Genomic DNA, 19,293 nt, shown 5'->3' on the forward strand with positions numbered 1-19,293 from the left:
TATGAAATTGAAGCTATTTTTTACTGTATGTTTATTGTTGGGCATTTCATTAATAGTTGAGGCTCAGAATAAATTATTGAATTCTCCTGCCAGAAAACTTCAGCTGGCAGAGTTCGCCATTGCCAATCTATATGTTGACGATGTGGACGAAGACAAGTTGGTGGAAGACGCCATAATCAAGATGCTCGAGGAACTGGATCCGCATTCCACTTATTCCGATCCTGAAGAAGTCAAGAAACTGAACGAACCGCTGGTAGGTAATTTCGACGGTATCGGAGTTCAGTTCAATATGGCTACAGATACACTTTTCGTTATCCAGCCGGTGTCTGGAGGTCCCTCTGAAAAGGTCGGTATCCTGGCAGGCGACCGTATCATAGAAGTCAATGATACTGTAATTGCCGGAGTGAAGATGAGTACAGAGGAAATAATGCGTCGTCTTCGTGGCCCTAAAGGAACTAAAGTCAATCTGAAAATTATGCGTCGCGGAGTGAAGGAACTGTTGACTTTCACTGTGAAGCGCGATAAGATACCTGTTTACAGTCTTGATGCTTCGTATATGATGACCAAGACTACAGGCTACATACGTATAAGCCGTTTTGCAGCCACTACTGCCGATGAGTTTGAAGATGCATTGCATAAGCTTCAGGAAAAAGGCATGCGCAACCTTATTCTCGACCTGCAGGGAAATGGAGGAGGCTATCTTAACGCTGCCATCGAAATAGCCAACCATATTCTGGAGAAAGGCGAGCTGATAGTCTATACTGAAGGAAAACGTAATCCGCGCACAGAATTCAAGGCCCGTGGAAACGGCGACTTCCGCAATGGCAAACTTGTAGTTCTGGTAGATGAGTTCTCCGCTTCGGCAAGTGAAATTGTGACAGGAGCCATTCAGGACTGGGACAGAGGTACTGTAGTAGGCCGACGCACATTCGGTAAAGGACTTGTACAGAGACCTATAGACCTTCCGGACGGTTCTATGATACGTCTCACTGTGGCACGATATTACACTCCTTCGGGCAGATGCATACAGAAACCATACGAAAGCATAGAACAGTATAACAGAGACCTTATAGAGAGATATAACCGTGGCGAGATGCAGAGTGCCGACAGTATTCACTTTCCTGACTCTCTGAAAACCAAGACATTGAAGAAAGGACGCATTGTGTATGGCGGTGGAGGTATAATGCCTGACTACTTTGTGCCTATAGACACTACTTATTATACAGATTATTATCTTGCATTGCGTGACAAGGGAGCTATTGTCCAGCAAAACCTGAAACTGATAGACGCAAACCGCAGCGAATGGAAAGAAAAATACAAGACATTCGACCGTTTCAACAAGCGTTTTGAAGTTACTGACAAGATGCTCGCCGATCTGATAGCCCTTGGTAAGACTCTGGGTGTGGAATATAAGGAGGACGAATACAAGACCGCACTTCCTCTTATAAAGACTCAGCTTAAAGCTCTTATTGCCCGCGACCTATGGGATATGAACGAGTATTTCCAGGTTATAAACTCGATGAACGAAACGGTGCAGAAAGGACTTGAGTTGATAGAGGAGTAGTTAGAGCTCATTAAAGAATTATTTCCTTAATTGTTTGTAATAATGATGGAAATAGCCTAACTTTGCCAAGTCTAAGAACCATTAATAAAGACTATTTTAGTTTTAATTATTAAATAATTTAAAATCAATCATTTATGTGGTTAAGTAATTCATCTATTGGTAGGAAAGTGGTGATGAGCGTTACCGGTATCGCCCTTGTCCTGTTTCTGACATTTCACATGGCGATGAACCTTGTTGCATTGTTCTCAGGTGAGGCATACAACATGATTTGCGAATTCCTGGGTGCTAACTGGTACGCATTGGTTGCAACAGTAGGTTTGGCTGCCTTGTTTGTAATTCACATCATTTACGCTTTCTGGTTGACTATCCAGAATCGTGCTGCACGCGGTAGCGAACGCTATGCAGTAACAGCTAAGCCAAAGAACGTAGAATGGGCTTCACAGAACATGCTTGTTCTTGGTATCATCGTAATTTTGGGATTGGCACTTCACTTTGTCAATTTCTGGTACAAGATGCAGTTTGCTGAAATCATCGGCGACCCGATGTTGGGCGGTCTTCACGCAACAGACGGTTACGGTTACATCATGCAGACATTCTCTAACCCTGTATTCTTCGTATTGTACCTCGTTTGGTTGGCAGCTCTCTGGTTCCACCTTACTCACGGATTCTGGAGCTCTATGCAGTCATTGGGTTGGAACAACAAGACTTGGATCAACCGTTGGAAATGCATCTCTAACATCTATTCAACAATCATCGTGTTGGGATTTGCTCTTGTAGCAGTAGTATTCTTCCTGAAAAACATGATGGGTTGCGGTGCTTGCTAATTGAAAAGTGTAACTGATTAAATTAAAAACATTATGACTAAAGTTTTAGATTCTAAGATTCCTGAAGGCCCAATAGCTGAGAAATGGACTAACTATAAAGCTCACCAGAAATTGGTGAACCCGGCTAACAAACGCCGCTTGGATATCATCGTTGTAGGTACAGGTTTGGCAGGTGCTTCTGCTGCCGCTTCACTTGGTGAAATGGGATTTCGTGTATTCAACTTCTGTATCCAGGACTCTCCACGTCGTGCACACTCTATCGCTGCACAGGGTGGTATCAACGCTGCTAAGAACTATCAGAACGACGGTGACTCTGTATATCGTCTTTTCTACGATACAGTGAAAGGTGGTGACTATCGTGCTCGTGAAGCTAACGTTTACCGTCTTGCCGAAGTTTCAAACAATATTATCGACCAGTGCGTGGCACAGGGTGTTCCTTTCGCTCGTGAATACGGCGGTACACTTGCCAACCGTTCTTTCGGTGGTGCTCAGGTATCACGTACTTTCTATGCTAAAGGTCAGACTGGCCAGCAGTTGCTTCTTGGTGCATACTCTGCATTGAGCCGCCAGGTAGGTGCCGGTACAGTTAAATTATATACTCGTTACGAAATGCTTGACGTGGTTTTGGTTGACGGCCGTGCTCGCGGTATCATTGCAAAGAACCTCGTAACTGGTAAACTTGAACGTTTCGCTGCTCACGCAGTAGTTATTGCTACTGGTGGATACGGTAACACTTATTTCCTTTCTACTAACGCTATGGCATGTAACGTAACAGCTGCTATGTCTTGCTACCGTAAGGGAGCTATGTTTGCTAACCCTGCTTACGTTCAGATCCACCCGACATGTATTCCTGTACACGGTGACAAGCAGTCTAAGCTTACATTGATGTCAGAATCACTTCGTAACGACGGTCGTATCTGGGTTCCTAAGAAACTTGAAGACGCTAAAGCACTTCAGGCCGGAACCAAGAAGGGTAGCGATATCCCTGAAGAAGACCGTGACTACTATTTGGAACGCCGTTATCCTGCATTCGGTAACCTTGTTCCACGTGACGTTGCTTCACGTGCTGCCAAGGAACGTTGCGACCACGGATTCGGTGTTAACAACACAGGTCTTGCCGTATTCCTTGACTTCTCTGAAAGTATCGAACGTCTCGGTCTTGATGTAGTTCGTCAGCGTTACGGTAACCTCTTCGATATGTACGAAGAAATCACAGACGTTAATCCGGGTGAACTTGCAAAAGAAATCAACGGACGCAAATACTACAACCCAATGATGATTTATCCTGCTATCCACTATACAATGGGTGGTATTTGGGTTGACTACGAACTTCAGACAACTATCAAGGGTCTGTTCGCAATCGGTGAATGTAACTTCTCTGACCACGGTGCAAACCGTCTTGGTGCATCTGCATTGATGCAGGGTCTTGCTGACGGTTACTTCGTATTGCCATACACAATCCAGAACTACTTGTCAGACCAGATCACTGTTCCTCGCTTCTCTACAGATCTTCCTGAATTCGCTGAAGCTGAAAAGGCTGTTCAGGCTAAGATTGACCACCTGATGAACATCAAGGGTAAGAAGTCAGTTGACTCAATCCACAAGGAATTGGGCCGCGTAATGTGGGAATATGTAGGTATGGGACGTACTGCAGAAGGCTTGAAGACAGGTCTGGCTCGTCTGAAAGAAATCCGCAAGGAATTCGAAACAGAACTGTTTATCCCTGGCTCAAAAGAAGGTATGAACATCGAGCTTGACAAGGCATTCCGTCTTGACGACTTCATCACAATGGGTCAGCTTATCGCTTACGATGCTTTGAACCGTGAAGAATCTTGCGGTGGTCACTTCCGTGAAGAACACCAGACAGAAGAAGGTGAAGCTAAGCGTGATGACGAAAACTTCTTCTATGTAGCTTGCTGGGAATACCAGGGAAGCGACGACAAGGCTCCTGTACTTTATAAGGAACCATTGGTTTACGAAGCAATCAAAGTACAGACTCGTAACTACAAGAGCTAATTGAGCTAATCTGAGACGAAGTAAAACAATTTAAAGAAAAGAAGTAAAATGGATAAAAATATATCATTTACGCTGAAAGTATGGCGTCAGAACGGACCTAAGGATAAAGGTCATTTCGATACATTCCAGATGAAAGACATTCCGGGTGATACTTCATTCCTCGAAATGCTCGATATCTTGAATGAAATGTTGATTGAAGAAGGTAAAGAACCTATAGTATTCGACCACGACTGCCGTGAAGGTATCTGCGGTATGTGCTCATTGTACATCAACGGACATCCACACGGACCTGCAACAGGTGCTACTACTTGCCAGATCTACATGCGTCGTTTCAAAGACGGTGACACTATCACAGTTGAACCATGGCGTTCTGCAGGTTTCCCTGTAATTAAGGACTTGATGGTTGACCGTTCTGCATACGACAAGATTATGCAGGCTGGTGGTTTCGTAAGCGTACGTACAGGTGCTCCTCAGGATGCTAACGCTATCCTTATCCCTAAGACAATCGCTGACGAAGCTATGGATGCTGCTACATGTATCGGTTGTGGTGCTTGTGTAGCTGCATGTAAGAACGGTTCTGCTATGCTTTTCGTTTCTGCAAAAGTTAGCCAGTTGAACCTTCTCCCTCAGGGTAAGCCGGAAGCTTTGCGTCGTGCAAAAGCTATGTTGTCTAAGATGGACGAACTTGGTTTCGGTAACTGTACAAACACTCGTGCTTGTGAAGCAGAATGTCCGAAATGCGTTTCTATCAGCAACATTGCCCGCTTGAACCGCGACTTCATCAAGGCAAAACTGAAAGACTAATATCAGTCATATATATAAATATCAGAATCCGGTTTCATTGGTTTGAAGCCGGATTTTTTTATTGTTTTCATGTCGCTTTTTTCCGACTTTCAGATTGTAATTGTATTAATATTATAGCTTTTAATGTGAAATATTTTTAAATGAATAAGTTTTATTGGAGTAATACTTGCAATTAATGCGTGTATTTTCTACATTTGCAAAGTGATTTTTTTCATAGTATTAGATTTAAGGTTAACAAGGTACGGGGACAAGGCGTTGTCCCCTTTTTTTATACCAGTTTATAAACCCCTCCAGCCAGAGCTCGCACTATCCCTTTCATCTCCATTTCGAACAGTATGCCGGTTATCTTGTTTATAGGGATATTGGTATTGACGACAATAGTGTTTATCTGCAGTCCGTCAGGATTCTTTTCCAATTGCGAAGTTACGAGTTCTTCCTCCGGAGTGAGGTCGGGGAACAGCTGGCGCTGTATGCCTTCGCGCGGATTGGGTGTAGGGGTATAATCCCAGTTCATGGCTTTTACCAGTTCTTCTGCGCTTTGCAGTAGGGTTGCTTTGTTGCTGCGGATAAGGGCATTGCAGCCTATTGAGAATTCGTCACATATACGTCCTGGGAAAGCGAAACAGTCGCGGTTATAGCTTTCTGCTATATCGGCAGTGATCAGTGCGCCGCCTTTGGCTGCCGATTCCACTACTATGGTGGCGTCGCTCATTCCTGCTACTATCCTGTTGCGTTTTATGAAGTTTTGTCTGTCGGGATTTGTTCCGCTCGGGTATTCGGTTAGCAGTCCGCCGTGATTGAGCATTTCGGCTGCCGTACGTCGGTGGACAGCCGGATAGATTCTGTCGAGGCCGTGTGCCAGTACGCCTACAGTATCCATACCGTATTGGAGCGCTGCTCTATGGGCGTTTATGTCGATGCCGTATGCCAAGCCGCTTACTATAAGCACGTCGGGCATTATTTCATGTAGTTCGCTGATGAAGCGTTGGCAGATGTCTCTGCCGTATTCGGTGGCATGGCGTGTGCCTACCAGGTTGATTATATGCAGGCTGTTCAGGTTGGCTGTACCTTTATAGAATAACAGCAATGGCGCGTCATCACATTCACGTAGGCGCGACGGATAGTCCTCGTCATTAAGTGTAAGACATCTGATGCCGTTCTTCTCGGCAAAACGTATCTCTGCTTCACACAGGCGCAGCACATCGCAGTTGACTATCGCGTCAATCACTTTCTGTGATACATCGGGCACGATGTCTTTAAGATTCTTGGCATTGCTGAATATTGTTGTGGCCGAGCCTGCCGCCTCCATCAGACGGTGTGCGCCTATCATGCCGAGTCCGGGCAGACGGGTGAGTGCCATTGTGTAAAGCAGTTCTTCGTTCATGGTGGTGTTATTCGCTGAAATATGGTGAGAAGATAGTGTTGAATACCTCGCTGTCGCCCAAGCGGCCGTTTATCACGCATACGGTTTCCACTGTGGCTTTTATTACAGGCTTCATGTCGGACAGACGGAATATGTCCTGATAGAACACGTATTTTATTCCTTCTTTCTTGATGTATAGTTTGGAGATGAATTCGTCGCCACTCTTCAGCGGTGTCTTGAAAGCCATGTTCAGTCTTGCCACTACAGGGTCTATGCCTTCGTCGTGAAGGTGTGCGAAACTTACTCCCAGAGATGAGAGGAACTCGTGGCGGGTGTGTTCGATGTAGTGCTGGTAATTGGCATTGTTCACTATGCCCTGAAGGTCGCATTCGTAGTCGCGCACCTTCATTTGCAGTTCGAAGATGTATTTCATTCTTAGTCTTTTTAGTATTGATTAGTTACAAACATACGGAAAAATCCTCTTATATCTATCGTTGCAAGGAATATTCTTCATATTTTTGCATCTATGGATAAGGAACTTAAGATTTTTGCGGCTCCGTTGCAGGGTTTTACGGAGGCTGCATGGCGTGTGGCACATAATGAAGTGTTTGGCGGGGTGGATGCTTATTTCACTCCCTTCATCAGATATGAAAAAGGCGGACTGCGCAATAAGGACAGGCGCGAGTTGTTGCCTGAGAATAATAGTGGCATAAGGCTGATTCCTCAGATTATGGCTTCCGAGCCTGAAGAAATGAAGGCTTTGGCAGATTTCATTGTTTCTTTAGGATATAAAGAGATTGATCTCAATATGGGTTGTCCTTTTCCGCTGATAGCTAACAGGGGGAAGGGTAGCGGCATATTGCAATATCCTGAAAAGGTGGCTGCGCTTATGGAGTGCATTAATGCTTATGCGGCTGACGGTATAAGCTTCAGTGTGAAGATGAGGCTGGGGCAGGTTTCTGCAGATGAATGGAAAGAGATACTTCCTGCAATAAATGCATCCGAGGTGAAAATGGTAACTCTTCATCCTCGTATCGGCAAGCAGCAGTATAAGGGTGAGGTGGATATGGATGCTTTTGCGAAGTTCTATATTGAATGTCGCAAACCATTGGTGTATAATGGTGATTTGTGTAGTGTGGCAGATATAAACAGGATTGTCGATAAGTTCCCCGACTTGTATGGCGTGATGATTGGTCGCGGACTGCTTGCCGACGGTGCTTTGGCTGCAGTATATAAATCAGCTTTGGAACTTAAACAGGACGAACTGTATGCCAAGGTACGCCGTATGCACGCTCTGATGTATCAAAGATATTCGGAAACTATCGAGGGCGGCGATGCACAGCTTCTGCTTAAGATGAAATCCATGTGGGAGTACTGGCTTCCCGAACTTGACAAGAAGAAAAGGAAAGCCATCCACAAGGCAAATAAGCTGTCTGTTTATTTGAACGAGGTTGAAGGGGTTAGATAGTTTTTTTCAAATACTCAAACCCGATGCGGCAGTACAGGCATTTCTTCGGATCGCAATAATTCTTTTTAAGTTGTATCAGGGCCTGACTGTCGCCTGCATGTGTGGCCTCCACTCCGCATTCTTTCCACATTCGTGTGATGAAATTGTTTTCCGGTTTCAGAGTTTCAAGCATCTCTGAGGCACGTGCCGTAAGGCGGTTTATTCCTCTGTGCTTGCCGTAGGCATAGAGGAACGGTATTACAGTGTTTATAATAAGCAGGTTAATTGATGATGTGCTGAGGCTTTTCTTTACGGGAGTGGATACTTCGCCAAAGGTATAGTGCGTAATCCAGTATTCCGAGGTGTCTGTTTCGAGCATAGGTCTCAGTTGTTCTATTGTTTCAGCTTCGAGAATTCTTGACAGCAGACCATGCGATGTGTGATATAGTTTCGCCAGCTGTGCAATCCTTACGTGAGGAAAGTTTCCGGGGCGCATGCGTAGCAGTTTCCAGCGGCAGTTGTCCGAGGTAGTGAAACCGAACTTGTGTTTCAGATATGTATATTCTTTCAACAATTTATCGGTATATTCGTCGTATGCTGCATCAAGCAGTCCTGCTTGTCCGAAGAATATGGCTTCTATTTGGAACAGACTGTCGCGATGCTTGTCTACTGCTCTTAGCGGAATGGTTTGTGCCCACAGTTCGAATGCTTCGCTGTTGGTCCCGAAGCCGAAATTGCGCGCCATGGTGATGAAGAACACGTCTTCCCAGTTGTTGTTATATTTTTCCATTAGTCTCATTATGCGTTCCGTTTTTTCTTCGAAACGCTCTATCTGGAGTGTGTTCAGCCAACTGTACATAAGGAGCTTGGACAGCGACGGGATGAGCCTGTAGCAGGCAGGATAGTGTGCCGTGCGTATCAGCTCGTTGTAGCTGTCAACAAGGTATGTGGGGTAGTGCAGTTCCATTTGTGGAATCTTTTCGCCGTTTGGTCGGTATGGCTCATAGTCGATGTCGGAGGCTATGTGGAGAATTACGTTGTCGTAATCGGAATTGGTGTCATGATGATGCATCTTCCAGTCGGAAGCTTTGAGGTGTATTTCGATGTTTCCCACCCACAATACACCGCCTATCTTGATTTTGGCATTGAAGAAGTCGGGACCGGCGTTGGTGTTCCATAATCCCGGGTCGATGACTTCCACTTCCATGCCGTCTGTAGTACGTAACGGCTTAAGTGGGAAAAGTTTGTGTTTCCATACGTAATGTAAAAGTTGTTCCATGCTAACGAGTGTAAATATTGCCTAAATGTAATGATTTATAATGAAAAGCATTATCTTTGTGGCTAAAATAAATCGAAAAATATGAAGATAGCATTAATTGGATATGGAAAAATGGGCAAAGAGATAGAAAAGATTGCCCTTTCACGCGGACATGAGATTGTTAGCATCATAGATATAAACAATACACAGGATTTCGAGTCGGAAGCGTTCCGTTCGGCTGATGTGGCTATAGAGTTTACAGCTCCTTCTGTGGCTTACAACAACTGCTTGTCGGCTTTCAAGAATGGTGTAAAGGTGGTTTCAGGCAGTACAGGATGGATGGGCGAACATGGTGATGAGATGCGACGCATGTGTGCCGAGGAAGGCGCAACACTGTTCTGGTCGTCAAATTTCAGTCTTGGCGTGGCTATTTTCTCTGCCGTAAACAAATATCTGGCTCGCATAATGAATAATTTCCCGGGATATGATGTGTCAATGGTGGAAACTCATCATATTCATAAGCTTGACGCTCCAAGCGGTACTGCCATTACTCTGGCTGAAGGTATTCTGGAGAACCTTGACCGTAAGGATAAATGGGTTATGGGTACACTTACCGCACCGGACGGAACTTTGACAGGTACCACTGAGTGTGCTCCAAACGAAATGCCGGTGAGCGCAATACGTCGCGACGAGGTGCCGGGTATCCACACAATAACATACGAATCTGAAGCTGATTCTATCATCATTACTCACGATGCAAAGAACCGTAAGGGATTTGCCCTTGGTGCAGTGCTTGCGGCAGAATACACTGCAGAGCATACAGGATTCCTGGGTATGAATGACTTGTTTAACTTTTAATTATTAATTCTCAAGCATGATACAGGCATCACGCAAACAATGGATAAAGTTCGCCATAGCAATGGCTCTTTATCTGGCATTCATCATCTGGCTGAAAAGCTGGCTTGGTATAGTTGCCATACCGTTTATCTTCGATGTTTATATAACCAAGAAAATACCTTGGACATGGTGGAAGAAATCTACCAATCCGCTTGTCGTAACTGTGATGAGTTGGGTGGATGCCATTGTATTCGCTTTGGTGGCAGTATATTTCGTCAATCTGTATTTCTTCCAGAACTACGTCATTCCTTCGTCTTCGCTGGAGAAGTCGTTGCTTGTGGGCGATTATCTGTTTGTAAGCAAGATGAGTTATGGAGCAAGAATTCCGCAGACTCCACTTCACATGCCGCTTACTCAGCACACTCTTCCGGTGTTCAACTGCAAGTCGTATTTGGAATGGCCTAAATGGGATTATAAGCGTGTGGAAGCTCTCGGCCATGTGCAGCTTAACGATATCGTGGTGTTCAACTTCCCTGCAGGTGATACTGTGGCTACAGCAATGCCGGCAGAGGATATCTACCGCATAAGCTATCAGGCTGGTAAGGAACTTTCCAAACCTGTTGATATGTCGGCTCTTACTCCGCTTCAGCAGCGTGATGTATATGACTATTATTATGCTGTGGGCCGCAGATATATTGATGAAAACAAGTCTATGTTCGGCGAAGTTGTGAGCCGTCCTGTTGACAGACGCGAGAACTATGTGAAACGCTGCGTAGGACTTCCTGGACAGACTCTTGAAATAAAAAACAAGATAGTTTATCTTGACGGTAAGGCAAACAAGGAGCCGGACAATGTACAGTACAGATATTTCGTACAGACCACACGTCAGCTTCCTGATGAACTGTGCAAAGAGCTTGGCCTAAGTCAGGAAGACCTTATGGCTTACTATCCGCAAGAATCGGTTTATAACATTCCGCTTACGGAGAAAGCCAAGGCTGCTTTGCTTGCTCGCAAGGATCTTGTGAAATCAATAACAGATGTTCCGGGTGATGATGCGGGAGGCTTGTATCCTGTAAATAAGCTTACTGGATGGACAACCGACAACTATGGACCTGTATGGATACCTAAGAAGGGTGAGACAATAGAACTGACAATAGACAATCTTCCTATATATGAACGCCCTATACATGTGTACGAAGGCAACAAGCTGGAAGTGAAGGACGGCAAAATCTATATAAACGGCGAGGAAACAAACAAATATACCTTCCGTATGGACTATTACTGGATGATGGGTGACAACCGTCATAATTCTGCTGACTCACGTTTCTGGGGATTTGTTCCTGAGGATCATATCGTGGGTAAGCCTATCTTCATCTGGCTGTCGCTCGATAAGGACAGAGGATGGTTTGACGGAAAAGTACGCTGGAACAGATTGTTTAAGTTCGTAGATAATATAAAATAACTTCTTGAAACCCTGGCTGACATATATCAGAGTCATAGTCATAGCCGTACTGGCGGTGATTATCGTAAGAACCCTGTTTGTCACATCATGTTTTATACCTTCTTCAGGCATGGAGAACACACTTTACCGAGGAGAGGGAGTCCTGGTGGGCAAATGGAGTTACGGCTGGCGTGTGCCTCTGCAGTCGGTGTTCGGCTATAAAAGACTGCTTCCTTCGGAAGTCAGACAGGGTGATATAGTGGTATTCAATAATCCGATGCCTGCGGATACATCATTGTCAATAGACAGGAGAGAGCTCTATATCAGCAGATGTATAGGAACTCCGGGGGATACGCTGATGCTGAACAATCAGCTTATTGCTGAGGGAACGGATGTATTCAGTCCTGATACAAAGGTGCTTTATTCCTATCCTGCAGACAGTGAAGAGGTTATGGATAGTGTTCTTCATTCTCTTGGAATAACGGACAACCAGCTTGCAGGATATACTCCGGAAGGTAATTATATCAGGAGTTTCAGCTATTACGAACATTATCTCATTACACAAAGGCTTGACAGAAAGGTTAAGCTTGTGCCACTTTATCCGGAGAACAGCCGTAAGGCATATCCTTTCGTGGTTCCGCAGAAGGGTACTCCCGTAAAGATATATCCGTGGAATGCTGCCTTGATAGGTAATATGATAACTCTGCATGAGAAACGCAATGCATATATGAAGGGCGACACGGTATTTGTGAACGGAGAGCCGGTGAAAGAATATACATTCTCGCAGGATTACTATTGGATGGTGTCCAATGATCCTGTAAACATTAACGATTCGCGCCTGTTCGGCTTTGTGCCGGAAAGCCATATCATAGGCAAGGCATTAAGAATATGGTATCCTTCGAAGGAGGGACGGTTCATGAAAAAAATTCAATAGACACAGAAGATGGAAAGTAAAGATATTATCCTCGGGTCGGCATATCTGGCTCCGGTTTCATATTTCGCAGCATTGTATTCATGCAGGAAAGCTTATATTGAGAGGTACGACCACTACATGAAGCAGACATACCGCAACAGATGTGTTATTGCTTCGGCCGACGGTCCTCTGGCGCTGACCATACCTGTGGAGAAATCGTCCGAAGGCAAGTGTGCCATGAAGGATATAAGGGTGTCGGAACATGGCAACTGGCGTCATGTGCACCGCAACGCGTTTGTGGCTGCATATAAGCAAAGCCCTTTCTTCGATTATTATGCAGATGAGTTCAATGCCTTTTTCGACAGGAAATATGAGTTTCTTTACGATTTCAATATGGAACTCACACAGTGGCTTTGCGAACAGATAGATATCCAGCCGGAACTTGTTCCAACCGGTGAGTATATGGATGCCGGCGAGGGTGTCCTTGACTTGCGTGAGGCTATACATCCTAAAAAATCTGCAGAAGATATGACTTTGTTCTATCATCCGGTGTCATACTATCAAGTATTTGATTCCCGCCACGGTTTCCAGCCGGATTTAAGTATAGTGGATTTGCTCTTCAATATGGGACCTGAGAGTATCCTGGTGTTGAGAGACAGTCTCTGAAAAACGTGGGCAAGTTTAAAGTAAAATTTGCCCATATTTGAGAGTCAATGTGAATGCGTTTTGAATCGAACGTGCACACGTTTTTTCGATTATTGGTTTTCTATAGTATAATCTTTTCTTATATACGTGCTTGGTGGCATTCCTGTCAGTTTATGAAAGAGTTTTGAGAACTGTGAAATATTGGGTATTCCTATCTCCTCAGCAATTTCTTTTATTGACATGGTAGATGAAATCATAAGTGTTTGTGCTCTTTCTATTCGTTTGAGTTGTAGATACTGGTTTGGAGTAAGTCCGTTTATCGATTTGAATATTCGTGTGAAATGGTCAGGACTCATATACATGATTTCAGACAGGTCGGATACATGTATGTTCTTGTTTAGGTTATTATTTATATAATTGAATACTTTTACCATTCTTTTATAAGAATCATTTTGTTTTGATAGTAGTTGGCTGTTACCGCTTATAAATTTTGAAAATAATTGCAGCAGTATACCATTGCTTTCCATATCTTTCTTGAACTCCATATTTCCATTTTCCCTGTTTATAGTGAATAGCTCCGGTTTATTGTCGTATGTTTTTGGATCAGGGTTTATTATATGACATCCCGGATTAAGTTCAAGAAATCTTTTCATCAGACATTTTTCTAACTCAGTAGCCTTGGTCTTATATATAATGTCTGCATACTCAAATATATTTTTTCCACCTATCAATTGGTCTATAAAACAAATATAGTAGTGGCTCATATAATCTGTACATTCGTATGTATGAAAGGTGAACTTGGGTATAATGAACATATCTCCTTCGTTAAGCTCATATTTTTTCTTGTTCATATATATAAAAGCTGAGCCTTTATCAATCAGGTATATTCTGGTGAATGGGCTTATTATATTTTTGTAACACCATTCTTTACCGACTTGGCAGTGTCCGGTGTAGATCATGTTTAGGGAAAGTGTATTTTGATAGTTAGCGTATTTCATAGTGATAATGTTTATGATATGTAAGTATTCAATATTGCAATATTAATTATTAATTCGTAATCAATGTCGGATTTTGCAAAGTTTTAGAATGTTTTTTATTTCCTTCTGCGTTGAAAACAATATATTTTTGTGAAAATCAAATGTTAATCACTAAGTAAAATCTTAATAATGAAACGAGTAGGAAGCTTAATAGGTGTCGATATTGAAAAACTGGAAGAGTATAAAAAACTTCATTCTGCAGTCTGGCCTCAAGTTCTTGAGATGATTAAATTGTGTAATATACGTAATTACTCTATATATTATAGAAACGGCATGCTTTACAGTTATTATGAGTATATAGGTGATGATTATGAAGCGGATATGGCAAAAATGTCAGCAGATCCTGTAACACAAGAATGGTGGAAACTGTGCGGACCGTGTCAGATTCCATTAAAAGATAGAAAACCAGGTGAGTGGTGGGCTGAAATGGAAGAAGTATTCCATTGTGACTGATTTCTTATATAAGTTTAATTTTAAAAGACTAAAATACCATGAATGAATTATTGACAAGATTGCAAGAATGTGTAGAAATGGGGAAAATAAACCAGGCTTCTCCATATCCTCCTACAATGAAGGGGATGCCGGGAGCTTTTGAACTCACAAAAGAAGCATTGGATGCCGGTGTGGAACCACAGGTTATATTGGATGATTCTTTGATTCCTGCAATGACCAAGGTTGGTGAAAAGTTTACGGAAGGGAAAATTTTTGTTCCACAGATGTTGTTGTCTGCTAAAGCAATGAATGAGGCTATGAAACACCTGAAATCTTATTTTTTGTGTGGGGATATCAAGAGAAAAGGAGTTTTTATAGTTGGAACTGTGGCCGGCGACTTGCATGATATAGGGAAAAACCTGGTTGCAATGATGGTTGAAGGTGCAGGTTGGGAAGTTGTTGATTTGGGAGTGGATGTGTCTGCAGAAAAATATATCTCGGCATTGGATGAACATCCTGGAGGTGTTTGTGGTATGTCAGCATTGCTTACTACGACAATGAGTAACATGAAGCCAATGATTTCTGCAATCCGCGAAAAGCATCCTGATACAAAGATTGTTGTAGGTGGAGCGCCGCTTAATGCACAGTTTGCTGCAGAAATAGGAGCTGATTCTTATGCCAAGGATCCTCAGGAAAATATCAATTGGTTGAACTCTATAGTGTCATAGTCATGAATAAATGGGTTGATAAGATTTTAAATGAGAAGAACCGACAGGCTTTACTTATAATGACTCATCCTGGTATTGAGGCGATAGGTCATACTACACGCGAAGCTGTTACGAACGGGGAAATACATTATCAGGCTATTAAAAATATTCTGGATACATATCACACTATTGCCAGTACGGTAATAATGGATCTTACTGTTGAGGCCGAAGCTTTTGGAGCCGAGGTTCTGATGACAGAACATGAGATTCCGAATGTGACAGGTCGTCTTGTATGTGACGAGGAAGGTGCAAGGAATCTTGAGATACCTGCATTGAATACAGCTCGTGTGCCGGAATATCTTAAAGCCAACAGATTGGCAGTGGAAAATACTGATAAACCTGTTTTCTCAGGTTGTATTGGTCCATTCTCACTTGCCGGCCGACTTTATGATATGTCTGAAATAATGGTAGGAATTTATATTGATACTGAGGCTGTCAAGATTCTGCTTGACAAGTGTACACGCTTTATAATCGACTATTGTAAGGCTTTTAAGGCATTGGGAGCGACAGGAGTTATAATCGCTGAACCGGCAGCCGGACTTTTATCGAATGAGGAATGCATGGAATTTTCTTCTGCCTATGTGAAACAGATAGTTGATGCTGTTCAGGACGATGATTTTGTTGTAATTCTGCATAATTGTGGTAATACAGGACAATGTACTGGAGCAATGGTAGAAACTGGTGCAGGTGCATTACATTTCGGTAATGCCATTGATATGAAGAAGGCACTTGATGAATGTCCGGAAACAGTTCTAGTAATGGGTAATCTGAATCCGGTAGAACTGTTCAAACAGTCCTCGCCTGAAGATGTTTATAATGAAACCATTTCGTTACTTAAAAAAACATCGTCTTACAGGAATTTTGTAATCTCATCAGGATGTGATATGCCACCTGGGGTTTCTGCAGAAAATATCAAGTCATTCTTCAAAGCCTTGAATGATTTTAATACGGGAAAATATGTTTAGGGAGTTTCGGTTCAAATTCACAGATGTTTGTCCGGACGACAAATCGTTGGCGGCCGCCCTTCAAATTCATGATGAGGGGGCTTACAATGATTTGTTGCCGATGATTAATAGTGTGTTGGAACGATTGAAAGACCACTGTGGCATAATAGGAGGATATTCAATATCTCCTTGCGGAGAAATTGATGTAGAGAACGGCATAATAAACTGTGGTGGAAAAGTCCTTGAATCAGGGCGAAGGGTTACCTCTTATATGAGAAATGCGTCACATCTCGCAGCTTTTGTCTGTACGGCAGGTGAGGTGTTTTCAGAATTGTCTGATGAGTATTTTGAAAAGGGAGATTTTCCTGAAGCGTTTATTGTTGACTCTATAGGTTCTGTTACAGTAGAGAATGCAATGGACCATATCCAATTCCTGCTGGAAAAAGAAATGAATTCAGCAGGTTTGAAAATAAGTAACAGATATAGTCCGGGTTATTGTGAATGGCCTGTAAATGGGCAACAGGTACTGTTCTCTCTCATTGGTGATAATAGTACAGGAGTGACTCTTACTGAATCGTGCCTGATGCAACCTATCAAGTCTGTCAGTGGAATAATAGGTATTGGTAAAGATATAAAAAAGTATCCGTACGGTTGCAGTATATGTAACAGTAAATCATGTGTATATCGTAAAATCAAAAAATAACAGCCTATGAATTTAGATTTGTTGTATGGTATAGCAATTATTTCCATTGGAGCTTTCTCTTCAGGAAGTTTCTCTATACCTTTTGAAAAGGTAAAAGGGTGGGAATGGGAAAACTATTGGCTGATATATAGTCTGTTCGCGTATGTTGTTGTTCCAGCAGTTTCGTGTATGCTTTTTTGTCCGGATTTTATGTCAGTACTGTTGTCATGTCCTTCAGGCGTGATATGTAGGATTTTCTTTCTAGGTGTATTATATGGAATATGTAATCTCACATTCGGTCTTTCGCTGAAATATCTTGGTGTGTCATTGGGATATATCATATCTCTTGGTCTTATGATGGTACTTGGAACTGTCATACCTCCAATGCTGGATGGTAGAATTTCCGGTATATTTGCCGGATCCGGAGGTAAAATGATGGTAATGGGACTTGCAATAGGAATAATAGGAGTTGCGGTAAGCGCATATTCAGGATACAAGAAGGATAGTATGTCTGCGCCGGAACAGAATTCAGCTTTGGATTTCAGAAAAGGTATTCTGCTTGCTCTTTTTGTCGGTGTAACAGGAGCTTCCCAGGCTTTAGGTATTGAACAGGGTAATGCCATATCGGATATGTTTCTGGATAAAGGTGTCAACGAACTGTTTATAATACTTCCTGTCGTTGCCATATTATTTTTAGGGTCTTTTTCTGTCACATTAATCTGGTGTATATCAGTGGCTAAGAAGAATGGAAATATCAGATTGTTTAAATCTTCTCCACATGGAAGTGTGGTGCCAAATTATCTGTTTTGTGCATTGGCTGGCTTTTTATGGTTTATAAATATGATAACCTATGGAATGGGGAAGAGTTTTATGGGGGAATATTCTTTTACGGCATGGGGTATACTCATGTCTCTGACAATAGTTTCTGCCACAATATGGGGGCTATATAGAGGTGAATGGAAACATGTGACACCTCAGGTAAGGAGGATTATGTATATCGGACTTGTGATTCTGGTGATATCATCGTTTATAATAGGAATAAGTAGTAATTAAAATAAGGGAAATATATGAATTCAAGAGAAAGAGTTTTAGCGGCAATTGCGCATAAAGAGCCGGACAAGGTGCCGGTGGATATGGGGGCAACTCCAAGTTCAGGTATATCTGCGATAGCGTATTCTAATTTGCTGAAGGCGATGGGCAGAGATGATTTGCCTGTTTGGATTTATGATGTAGTGCAGCAGCTGGCACAGCCTGATATGTCAATAATAGATCATTTCGGTATTGATGTAATTGATGTTGGCCGTGCTTTTAATACTATGCCTGCCGACTGGCATGAGACGGAACTGGCAAATGGAGATAAAGCCTTTTATCCTGTAAGCTTTAATCCTGTAAGACAAGAAGACGGTTCTTATAACTGTCTTGATGATGATGGAGTACGCATCTTGGCCAGGATGCCTAAAGGAGCAACTTTTTTCGACCAGACATATTTCCCGTATGTAGACGGATTTCCTTCTGATTATTCTTCTTTGGACAAAGAAATGGGGAAGGTTCTTTGGTCACGATACGTGCATAGTCCGTGGGATCATTCTTCGGATCCGGATTTTTGGAAGACACTTCGTGAAAAGACTTTGCAACTGCGTGAAACAACAGACAAGGCGTTGATGATAGTCTGTGGATGTAATTTGTTTGAATGGGGAACATTCCTCCGTAGAATGGATAATTTCCTTATGGATCTGTTATGCGAACCTGATGAAGTGGCAAAAATGCTTGACCAGCTTCTGGAACGTCATTTGGCCACTTTGGAGAAGGTTTGTGCCTCAGTAGGTGATATTGTGGATATAATAAGGTTTGGTGATGACCTTGGTATGACTACCGGTCCTTTTATGGATGTGGATACCTATAAGACCTTGTTCAAGCCTAGGCATAAACAATTGTGTGATTATGTGAAATCGCACAGTAATATGCATACATTTATTCATTCCTGTGGTTCAATTTCGAGCCTTATGCCTGATATGATTGATGCCGGTATAGAGATATTTAATCCTGTTCAGACAAATGCCTTTAATATGGAGCCGGAATTTTTGAAAAAGGAATTCGGCAAGGATTGTACGTTTTGGGGTGGTGGAGTAGAAACAGTCGGAACACTAAATAACGGTTCCCCTGAAGAAGTACGCAGGCAGGTTCTTGAACGATTGGAGATAATGTCAGCAGGAGGAGGTTTCGTATTTAATACTGTTCATAATATTCTGCCTGATGTTCCACCTCAGAATATCATTGCAATGTTTGATGCTGTGAAAGAATTTAATAACAGAAAGTAAT

At 42.7% G+C, this 19,293-nt stretch carries 19 protein-coding genes; 15 read left to right on the forward strand and 4 right to left on the reverse strand.

The features are described 5' to 3' along the window. Position 1: 1 nt before the first annotated feature. The 4 genes from Q0486_RS08220 to Q0486_RS08235 all read left to right on the forward strand — a co-directional run bounded on the left by Q0486_RS08220 (position 2) and on the right by Q0486_RS08235 (position 5,208). Positions 2-1,564, forward strand: coding sequence for a S41 family peptidase (locus Q0486_RS08220; RefSeq protein WP_299231975.1), 1,563 nt, complete (start codon positions 2-4; stop codon positions 1,562-1,564). A gap of 134 nt (positions 1,565-1,698) precedes the next feature. After that, a complete protein-coding gene (locus Q0486_RS08225) occupies positions 1,699-2,388 on the forward strand; it encodes a succinate dehydrogenase/fumarate reductase cytochrome b subunit (protein ID WP_299231976.1) in 690 nt (229 codons plus the stop codon). A gap of 33 nt (positions 2,389-2,421) precedes the next feature. Next, positions 2,422-4,404 carry a fumarate reductase/succinate dehydrogenase flavoprotein subunit gene (locus Q0486_RS08230; RefSeq protein WP_204392579.1) on the forward strand — a complete coding sequence of 661 codons (1,983 nt, stop codon included), beginning with the start codon at positions 2,422-2,424 and terminating at the stop codon, positions 4,402-4,404. Positions 4,405-4,452: 48 nt separating this feature from the next. Then, positions 4,453-5,208 (forward strand): succinate dehydrogenase/fumarate reductase iron-sulfur subunit, encoded by a 756-nt coding sequence (locus Q0486_RS08235; RefSeq protein ID WP_299231978.1) that lies wholly within the window; start codon positions 4,453-4,455, stop codon positions 5,206-5,208. Between the two features lie 268 nt (positions 5,209-5,476). On the opposite strand, the gene dprA is transcribed toward Q0486_RS08235, so the two are convergent. Next, entirely contained in the window at positions 5,477-6,592 is a 1,116-nt protein-coding gene (dprA, locus tag Q0486_RS08240; protein WP_299231980.1) for a DNA-processing protein DprA, read from the reverse strand. A gap of 7 nt (positions 6,593-6,599) precedes the next feature. Beyond that, a complete protein-coding gene (locus tag Q0486_RS08245; protein WP_299231981.1) occupies positions 6,600-7,004 on the reverse strand; it encodes an acyl-CoA thioesterase in 405 nt (134 codons plus the stop codon). A 93-nt stretch (positions 7,005-7,097) separates the two neighbouring features. On the opposite strand from Q0486_RS08245, the gene Q0486_RS08250 reads away from it, so the two are divergent. After that, complete coding sequence (locus tag Q0486_RS08250) at positions 7,098-8,039, forward strand: tRNA-dihydrouridine synthase family protein (RefSeq protein ID WP_299231982.1); 942 nt, start codon at positions 7,098-7,100, stop codon at positions 8,037-8,039. On the opposite strand, the gene Q0486_RS08255 is transcribed toward Q0486_RS08250, so the two are convergent. Next, entirely contained in the window at positions 8,032-9,297 is a 1,266-nt protein-coding gene (locus tag Q0486_RS08255; protein ID WP_299231984.1) for a DUF2851 family protein, read from the reverse strand. The genes Q0486_RS08250 and Q0486_RS08255 overlap by 8 nt on opposite strands. Positions 9,298-9,378: 81 nt before the next feature. Between Q0486_RS08255 and dapB the strand changes: the two genes are divergently transcribed. From dapB to Q0486_RS08275, 4 genes are read left to right on the forward strand one after another with little or no spacing between them, the layout of a single operon-like run. Then, on the forward strand, positions 9,379-10,134 hold the full coding sequence (gene dapB, locus Q0486_RS08260) for a 4-hydroxy-tetrahydrodipicolinate reductase (protein WP_299231986.1): 756 nt from the start codon (positions 9,379-9,381) through the stop codon (positions 10,132-10,134). Positions 10,135-10,150: 16 nt separating this feature from the next. Further along, a complete protein-coding gene (gene lepB, locus Q0486_RS08265) occupies positions 10,151-11,575 on the forward strand; it encodes a signal peptidase I (RefSeq protein WP_299231988.1) in 1,425 nt (474 codons plus the stop codon). Positions 11,576-11,579: 4 nt separating this feature from the next. Next, positions 11,580-12,488, forward strand: coding sequence for a signal peptidase I (lepB, locus tag Q0486_RS08270; RefSeq protein WP_299231990.1), 909 nt, complete (start codon positions 11,580-11,582; stop codon positions 12,486-12,488). 9 nt (positions 12,489-12,497) lie between these two features. After that, positions 12,498-13,133, forward strand: coding sequence for a WbqC family protein (locus Q0486_RS08275; RefSeq protein ID WP_299231991.1), 636 nt, complete (start codon positions 12,498-12,500; stop codon positions 13,131-13,133). 89 nt (positions 13,134-13,222) lie between these two features. Here Q0486_RS08275 and Q0486_RS08280 read toward each other — a convergent pair whose 3' ends face one another. Continuing rightward, positions 13,223-13,963 (reverse strand): AraC family transcriptional regulator, encoded by a 741-nt coding sequence (locus tag Q0486_RS08280; protein ID WP_299231993.1) that lies wholly within the window; start codon positions 13,961-13,963, stop codon positions 13,223-13,225. A 315-nt stretch (positions 13,964-14,278) separates the two neighbouring features. Here Q0486_RS08280 and Q0486_RS08285 point away from each other — a divergent pair, with 315 nt between their 5' ends. From Q0486_RS08285 to Q0486_RS08310, 6 genes are read left to right on the forward strand one after another with little or no spacing between them, the layout of a single operon-like run. Next, entirely contained in the window at positions 14,279-14,602 is a 324-nt protein-coding gene (locus Q0486_RS08285) for an L-rhamnose mutarotase (protein ID WP_299231995.1), read from the forward strand. A 38-nt stretch (positions 14,603-14,640) separates the two neighbouring features. Then, the gene (locus tag Q0486_RS08290; RefSeq protein ID WP_299231997.1) at positions 14,641-15,309 is read left to right on the forward strand and encodes a corrinoid protein; all 669 of its coding nucleotides are present in this window, start codon (positions 14,641-14,643) and stop codon (positions 15,307-15,309) included. A gap of 2 nt (positions 15,310-15,311) precedes the next feature. Further along, positions 15,312-16,313: a uroporphyrinogen decarboxylase family protein gene (locus tag Q0486_RS08295; RefSeq protein ID WP_299231998.1), complete on the forward strand. Its 1,002-nt coding sequence runs from the start codon at positions 15,312-15,314 to the stop codon at positions 16,311-16,313. Then, positions 16,306-16,995: a vitamin B12 dependent-methionine synthase activation domain-containing protein gene (locus Q0486_RS08300; protein WP_299232000.1), complete on the forward strand. Its 690-nt coding sequence runs from the start codon at positions 16,306-16,308 to the stop codon at positions 16,993-16,995. The genes Q0486_RS08295 and Q0486_RS08300 overlap by 8 nt, the downstream gene beginning before the upstream one ends. A 6-nt stretch (positions 16,996-17,001) precedes the next feature. Further along, a complete protein-coding gene (locus Q0486_RS08305; RefSeq protein ID WP_299232002.1) occupies positions 17,002-18,027 on the forward strand; it encodes an L-rhamnose/proton symporter RhaT in 1,026 nt (341 codons plus the stop codon). A gap of 14 nt (positions 18,028-18,041) precedes the next feature. Continuing rightward, positions 18,042-19,292 (forward strand): uroporphyrinogen decarboxylase family protein, encoded by a 1,251-nt coding sequence (locus tag Q0486_RS08310; RefSeq protein ID WP_299232004.1) that lies wholly within the window; start codon positions 18,042-18,044, stop codon positions 19,290-19,292. Position 19,293 lies beyond the last annotated feature (1 nt).

It is taken from the genome of uncultured Bacteroides sp., assembly GCF_937912035.1.
Lineage (GTDB): Bacteria > Bacteroidota > Bacteroidia > Bacteroidales > Bacteroidaceae > Phocaeicola.